The organism is Arcicella gelida, assembly GCF_034931025.1.
Classification (GTDB): domain Bacteria; phylum Bacteroidota; class Bacteroidia; order Cytophagales; family Spirosomataceae; genus Arcicella; species Arcicella gelida.
Map to the genome: position 1 here is coordinate 91,386 of NZ_JAYGIL010000023.1, position 7,123 is coordinate 98,508.

Sequence of the window (7,123 nt, forward strand, 5' to 3'; positions counted from 1 at the left end):
CAGGACGTTATTCCTGCACAAAAAAATCTTCTAATCTTCCGCCACTCGATAAGTTGGATCTTCCAGAATATTTACATCAATTACTTTATCAGCTCTGGTTAATAGTTTTCTACAATCTTCGCTCAGGTGTTTTAAACGAACAGTTTTATTGAGTTGTGCATAGCGTTCAGTAATTTTATTGACTGCCTCAATGGCACTCATATCGGCAATTCTACTTTCTGCAAAGTCAATAACTACTTCATTCGGGTCGTTTGCGATGTCAAATTTCTCGGTAAATGCAGTTGTTGAAGCAAAGAAAAGTGGTCCATAAATTTCATAATACTTTACGCCTTTATCGTCTATATATTTTCTTGCTCGGATGCGTTTAGCACTTTCCCAAGCAAAAACCAAAGCAGAAATAATTACACCCATAAGTACCGCTAAGGCTAAATTATGCAACCAAATCGTAATACCAGCCACCAGCATTCCGACAATAATATCCTGTTTAGGCATTTTATTGATGATTTTAAAACTCATCCATTCAAAAGTGCCAATCGCCACCATAATCATTACTCCAGTAAGTGCCGCCATCGGTAAATTTTCAATCAACGGCGAAGCAAAAAGAATAACCGACAGAATAGTTAATGCCGCAATAATACCAGAAAGCCTTGCTCGTGAACCCGCCGAAATATTTACTAAAGTTTGAGCAATCATTGGGCAACCGCCCATGCCAAAGAAAAAGCCATTTAAAATATTGGCTGCACCTTGTGCTAAAGATTCTCTGTTGCCATTTCCCTTTGTTTGTGTAAGTTCATCCACGACATTTAGCGTCAATAATCCTTCGGTTAAACCTACGCCAGCCATTATTAAACCATAAGGAAAAATAATTTGAAAAGTTTCAAAAGTAAAAGGAATATTTGGAACGTGAAAAGGCGGAAAACCTCCCGAAACAGAAGCAATATCTTTTACTGTTTTAGTTTCAATTTTAAGAACAAAAACCAAAATCCCGACTACAATAATTGCCATTAAGGACGCTGGGATTGCTTTACTTATCTTAGGGAAAATCAACACAATAGCAATCGTCAAAGCTACTAAACCAGCCATGATATAAAGCGGAGTACCTGATAACCAAATTGTCTCACCATTAAGTACAGTTTTGAATTGCTCGATTTGTGCCATAAAAATGATAACTGCCAAACCGTTTACAAAACCAAACATTACTGGTTGTGGCACTAAACGAATAAATTTGCCAAGTTTAAACAAACCCACAATTATCTGAAATACTCCAGCGAAGGCAACTGCGGCAAAGACATACTCTAATCCGTGCGATTTCATTAAGTCGATTAATACAACAACGGTAGCTCCAGCTCCGCCAGAAATCAAACCAGGTCTTCCACCAAAAATAGCCGTAACCAAACCCATGATAAAGGCAGCGTAAAGTCCCATTAAAGGAGGGAAATCTGCTAAAATAGCAAATGACAACGATTCTGGAATCATCGTCATGGCTACTGTAAGTCCTGCTAGAACTTCTGTTTTATAATTGACTTTTTGATTAAAATCAAATAAGTTGATAGACTTTAACATTATTTTAAGATTGATTCTATTAAAATATTACCTCAGGAAAGAAAATCTTCTAAATACAAGTAATTGAAGAAAGTTTGGAGAGAAAAATCATCTTGTAATTCCATCAAGATGAGGCAATAAACGAAGCTTTATAAGCTAGTTTTTCCATTATTTTACACAAAAGTACCTTCTGAACGCTGAAAATCAAAGTGAATAAGCTTTCGCCTCTTCGCTCCTATTTGAATACTCCTTTTTTTAAACAATATTTGAGTAATCGAAAATCATCATCATTACTAAAATTATTCATCATGAAAAAACTTCTCTTACTTTGTTTGTTATTTTTCTCTGTTAAAGTTCATGCTCAAACGCCTGAAGAGCAATTAACAAAATTAGGCATCACACTTCCCGCTGTGAGTCAACCAGTGGCTAGTTATGTAAATGTAGTACGAACTGGAAACCTTTTATTTCTTTCTGGAAAAGGTCCTTTAAAGGCAGACGGACAGTATATCAAAGGGAAATTAGGAAAAGATTTAACTATTGAAGAAGGTGCAAAAGCGGCTGAATTAGCGGCAATTCAACAATTAGCAGTATTAAAAGCTACTTTGGGAGATTTAAGCAAAGTAAAAAGAATAGTAAAAATTTTGGGTTTCGTGAATAGCGATAGTGAGTTTTTTGAGCATCCCAAAGTAATCAATGGCTGTTCTAATTTAATGATTCAGGTTTTTGGAGAAAAAGGGAAACACGCACGTTCTGCACTTGGGGTTAATGCTTTGCCTTTCAACATGGCGGTTGAAGTAGAAATGATTGTAGAAATAGAGTAGCTGAAAATAGTTAGATGCTAACACAAATAATCATTAAACTTTTGTTTTTCCTATTAGCTGGCGAATTAATTCGCCAGCTAATAGGAAAAACGGTTTTGAATATAGAGATTAAGTCAACAAGTCATTAAAAAAGTTCTCAAAAATTATCCGGTATAAACTCTTGCCTGTACAACCTGTAGCGGTACCCTTTACGGTTACCGTTTCTTATAACGGTCAAACGGTAACCATAAAAGTTACCGCTACAATTACTATTTTCAATAAAGTGCTAAATAAAGCATAATTTTAAAATGCTAGAAAATATATGGTCTATTATTACTTAAAGAGTAAAAGTTCTTTTTTTATAGTAAACAAAAGCCTAAACCTTCAACGAAAAGTAAAAAGTACTGCCTTTCCCAATTTCAGATTCTACCCAAATTTGTCCGTTTTGAGCTTCTATAAATTGGCGAGCAATGGCTAAACCCAAACCTGTTCCTTTCTGACTATCAGGCGTTTGGAAGTATTTGTCAAATATTTTTTCTAAATATTCTTGGGCGATTCCTTTGCCAAAATCTTGTACAGAAAATACTACCGTTCCATTCTGACGAATGGCTGAAACGATAATTTTGCTGTTTTCTGGGCTGTAACGAATGGCGTTTGTCAATAAATTCACTAAAATCCATGCTGACTTTTCTGCATCAGCTTGTACTTGTGGAAGTTTGTCTGAAAGCTGAATTTCAATTTCGATATTTTGTTGCTGTGCCTGAAACTGTATTGCCGAAGTTGCGTATTCAATAATGTTTTGCGGTGCTACGGCTTGTAAATTCAAACTGATTTTGCCACTTTCTACTTGGGTTAAATCCAATAATTCGCCCGTAATATTTAATAGTCGTTGACTATCGGATTTAATATTTTCTAATAATTGGCTTTGTTCAGGATTCAGGCTTCCAACTTTTTCGTTTTCTAATAATTTCAAACTCATTTTTATCGCCGAAATGGGTGTTTTTAATTCATGCGAAATCGTGGCGATAAAGTTGGTTTTGGCTTCATCTAATTCGTGGAAACGAGTAATATTTTTCAATAAAATTACTTTTCCTAAAATTTTCTGATTGCTTTCAACCGTTAAGGTTTCTTTGGTAAAATAGCTTTCACGTTCGTCGGCATAGATTTTAATTTCTTTGTTTTGGTCTTTTTCATTCAAAAGTGTTCTCAGTAAATCGTTGTACAAAGCTACGTCTGGAGCGTATTTCCCTATCAAATCTTCAAATTTCACATTCAACATTTTAATCGCTACAATATTGACGAAGAGTATTTTACTTTTTTCGTCTAAACCAATTACGGCATCGTTTAGATTGTTGATGATGGCTTCAATTCTACTTTTTTCAAAAAGTATTTTTGCCAAATTTGAATGTTCGTACTCGTTGAGTTTCTCCGCCATTGAATTAAAGGCAGAAGCCAATTCCCCAAATTCATCTTCCGAAGAAAAATGTAGTCGTTGTTCATAATTTTTATTGGTAATTGCTTGAATACCTTTGGTCAATTCTTTAATGGGATTGGCAATGTAAGACGGGAAATTGACAATAAAAGTAAATGTCAGTAACATACAAATGATGGCAACCATTTTCAAATAATTACTGGCATTTTCTGCTGTTTTAAATGCCAAATCATTTTTTCTGACAATACCTTGTTGGTTTAAATCGGCAATGTTCAATAAAGCTTGATTTAGTTTGGTAAAGTGTGTTTCTGAACTATCTTTTTTAAATTCAACATAGGCTTTTCGTAGATTTTGCGTAGCTTCAAGCTCGCCTACTTCGGTTACGTTGTGGGCTTGTTTATCCAACAAAACTTCAAAGGATTTATGCTTGGCAGTATCAACCGACGACCAAGTATTGAGTATTTCTTCCATACCCTGCACATACTCCAAAGACTCAATATTATCTTTCAAGATTTTACTGGAATCTGCCTGTAATTGATTCAGATAATACGTTCCCATACCGCCCAACAAGACGATGACAGAAAAAAGGAAGAATAATCCCAGTTGAAGTTTTGCTTTGATTTTCATGGTAATTTGCTTTAAGCGATAAGCTTTAGGCTTTAGGCAAGCACGATATTTATTAAATAATTCGTTTGGATTTGTTAATTGCCTTAAATTCTATTTTGAAAAATCCTAATAACGGATAACGTCTTTAACTTAAAATAACAATATCAATATCCGAAGACGATAGTTTTTTTAGTAATTGATTAAATAAATTCGTTGCCAAGATAATTCTGAATAAACTAAAATGTGGTTTTCCGATACAAATTGTCGTGATTTCGTACTTTTCAGCGATTTCTACAATACTTCTTGCTACCGAATCACTTGGTATTCTGATGACTTCTGCTCCTAATTCGGTGGCTAATTTCAAATTATTAATCAAATGTCTTTGCGTTGCTAAATTGATTTTATCTCCCGATTCCGAAGGCGTTTGCACGTACAATACAAACCATTTTGAATCATAATGCGAAGCCAATCGAGCCGTTTTGCGAATGATATTTTTTGAAGTATTGGCATTAGAACTGATACAAGCCAAAAATCGTTCATGGGTAAATTTACTACTGGCAACTTCGTTGAATACTTTTCTTTCTACTTGATGAGCTACTTCTTTCAAAGCTAATTCTCTCAATTGCAATAACTTAGCAGGTTGAAAGAAATTATTCAAGGCAGTTTCTACTTTCCTCAAATCGTAGATTTTCCCTTCTTTGAGCCTTGTAATTAATTCGTCAGCCGTTAAATCAATGTTTACTACTTCGTCGGCTTGTTGCAAAACCCAATCGGGTACTCTTTCTGCTACTTCTACATTGGTAATTTGTTTTACTTCATCGTTCAGGCTTTCAAGATGTTGAATATTGACGGCAGAAATCACATTGATACCAGCATTCAAAATCTCCATGACATCCTGCCAACGCTTTTCATTTTTAGAGCCTTCAATATTAGTATGAGCGAGTTCATCGACAATAGCAATTTCTGGACGTTGGTTGATGACAGCCTGCACATCCATTTCTTCTAATTCTTTACCTTTATAAAAAAGTTTTCGGCGAGGAATCACAGGAATACCTTCCAACAAAGCATGGGTTTCGGCTCGATTGTGGGTTTCAATATAAGCAATTTTTATATTGACATTATTTCTGAGCAAAGTGTGGGCTTCTTGCAACATCCTAAAAGTTTTGCCCACACCAGCACTCATACCAATGTAAATTTTAAACTTCCCTCTTTTGGAGCTTTTGATTAAATCTAAAAAATATTGAGCCGAATGTTCCATTTAAAATTGTTATCAGAAATCTGTTAATGGTTATTTGTGTACTCCTTTTTGCTCATTGCATGACTTAGAGTCATGCAATGAGTTGATTTCACCTCAAATAGCAATCGCCATTGAAGTATTTAGTGAGAAATTATTGTTCACTGCTTTTCCTTCTTTGCTGAAAATTGCGTCTTTACTTTCTAAGTACTTGCCTTCCACTCGCCAAAGTACTTGGTCACTAATTTTATAGTCGATATTCAATGAATAACCTGTTGTTTGAAAGCCATTTGGTGTGTTAGTGGCGATAATTACCCCATTTTTATCTTGATAATACTCCCAACGCACCGCTCCCGACCATTTTGTGTTTGCGGTATATTTTAAAATTGCCACAGGACTATACCAAGTATTATATTCCGACGAAGCCACTGCTTTTTGTTCTAAACCATAATCAAATCCCGCAATCAAGCCTAAGGTTGAAGACAGTTGAAAAATACCATAAAGATTTGAAAAATAACGCTCTTGTTTTTGACTACTTGGTTTGTCATTTCCGATAAAAGTACTCCAATTCAGCGTTGTTTTTTCATTTGGTTTAAATTGAACTTGCGTTCCTAAAGCCAGCGTTTGGTTTCCATCAGGTCGTTTGATTCGCTGCCAACCGTTCAATGCCAAAGCCGAAAGCGTCCAACGATTGTCTGCATTGATATAAGTAATTTTCGCTCCAGACTCATAATAAGGCGAATTTTCTGCTAAGATACTTCTGGTGAGCGTCCAACAATCTTTTGAGATGGCACTTTCAAAACCAATGTGGGAGGGCATAATACCAGCATCCAACCAAAGATTTTGTTTATTTGAAAGTTTCACTCCTACGTTTGCTTCAAAAACGTGTTGCAACAATGAAGGTTCACTTGCCAAATTGTACTGGGCATAAGTACCAGCCATCAAAGCCAAATTCGCCCGTGTGTTTGCTGCAATATAAGTGCCTTTGATAAAACCAAGATTGAGATTAAACTCATTATGTCGGTTATGATTATACATAAAACTCGGACGCTCGTGGTTGGTAGGTCGGTTGAAATCATAGACATAATACGTTTCCAAGTAACCCGACCAAGTGATACTTGGTTTGCTTTCAGTTTGTGCAAAAATTCTTGTTTGAAAAACGAACAAGGCAATCAAAGTAAAATAAATTGTTTTCATGATTATGAGATTGTTTTTGTGAATTGTTCTATATCTCATAGTTTAACAGGTTAAGAGTTGAGACTCAAGCTATTCATGGCATGACTTGGAGTCATGCCATGAGTAAAAGCTCTGAAGAATTGACGAGATTAATAATTTGATTTACAAAAGATTAATCACTAAATCACTCATTCGCTAATTCACTCAATTATTCGGTAGTGTTAATCAAGTAATGCTCTTTGTTTGTTATAGTGGCAAATAAAGTATTTTATAGCCCCTATATGATTTTCTAATTTCTTGGAAAAAGACAATGTTTGTCTTACTAATCGGCTA

The 7,123-nt window shown here is 35.2% G+C and carries 5 protein-coding genes and 1 pseudogene; 1 reads left to right on the top strand and 5 read right to left on the bottom strand.

Annotated features, from left to right (window positions below; translation table 11 throughout):
- Positions 1-30: 30 nt before the first annotated feature.
- Positions 31-1,563 carry a SulP family inorganic anion transporter gene (locus VB776_RS17195; protein ID WP_323698107.1) on the bottom strand — a complete coding sequence of 511 codons (1,533 nt, stop codon included), beginning with the start codon at positions 1,561-1,563 and terminating at the stop codon, positions 31-33.
- A gap of 287 nt (positions 1,564-1,850) precedes the next feature.
- Between VB776_RS17195 and VB776_RS17200 the strand changes: the two genes are divergently transcribed.
- Positions 1,851-2,363, top strand: coding sequence for a RidA family protein (locus VB776_RS17200; protein ID WP_323698108.1), 513 nt, complete (start codon positions 1,851-1,853; stop codon positions 2,361-2,363).
- Between the two features lie 355 nt (positions 2,364-2,718).
- Here the strand turns inward: VB776_RS17200 and VB776_RS17205 are convergent, their stop codons facing one another.
- The 4 genes and pseudogenes from VB776_RS17205 to VB776_RS17220 form a co-directional block, all read right to left on the bottom strand.
- Positions 2,719-4,401 (bottom strand): sensor histidine kinase, encoded by a 1,683-nt coding sequence (locus tag VB776_RS17205; protein WP_323698109.1) that lies wholly within the window; start codon positions 4,399-4,401, stop codon positions 2,719-2,721.
- 124 nt (positions 4,402-4,525) lie between these two features.
- Positions 4,526-5,638, bottom strand: coding sequence for a sensor protein KdpD (locus tag VB776_RS17210; protein ID WP_323698110.1), 1,113 nt, complete (start codon positions 5,636-5,638; stop codon positions 4,526-4,528).
- 93 nt (positions 5,639-5,731) lie between these two features.
- Positions 5,732-6,811, bottom strand: a complete 1,080-nt coding sequence (locus VB776_RS17215) for a porin (RefSeq protein WP_323698111.1) — start codon at positions 6,809-6,811, stop codon at positions 5,732-5,734.
- Between the two features lie 200 nt (positions 6,812-7,011).
- A pseudogene (locus VB776_RS17220) lies at positions 7,012-7,123 on the bottom strand (IS1 family transposase); the annotation flags it as partial.

Bases quoted from the DNA above. Each gene is read 5' to 3' on its own strand.
- VB776_RS17195 (WP_323698107.1), bottom strand. From the start codon at position 1,563: ATGTTAAAGTCTATCAACTTATTTGATTTTAATCAAAAAGTCAATTAT.
- VB776_RS17200 (WP_323698108.1), top strand. From the start codon at position 1,851: ATGAAAAAACTTCTCTTACTTTGTTTGTTATTTTTCTCTGTTAAAGTT.
- VB776_RS17205 (WP_323698109.1), bottom strand. From the start codon at position 4,401: ATGAAAATCAAAGCAAAACTTCAACTGGGATTATTCTTCCTTTTTTCT.
- VB776_RS17210 (WP_323698110.1), bottom strand. From the start codon at position 5,638: ATGGAACATTCGGCTCAATATTTTTTAGATTTAATCAAAAGCTCCAAA.
- VB776_RS17215 (WP_323698111.1), bottom strand. From the start codon at position 6,811: ATGAAAACAATTTATTTTACTTTGATTGCCTTGTTCGTTTTTCAAACA.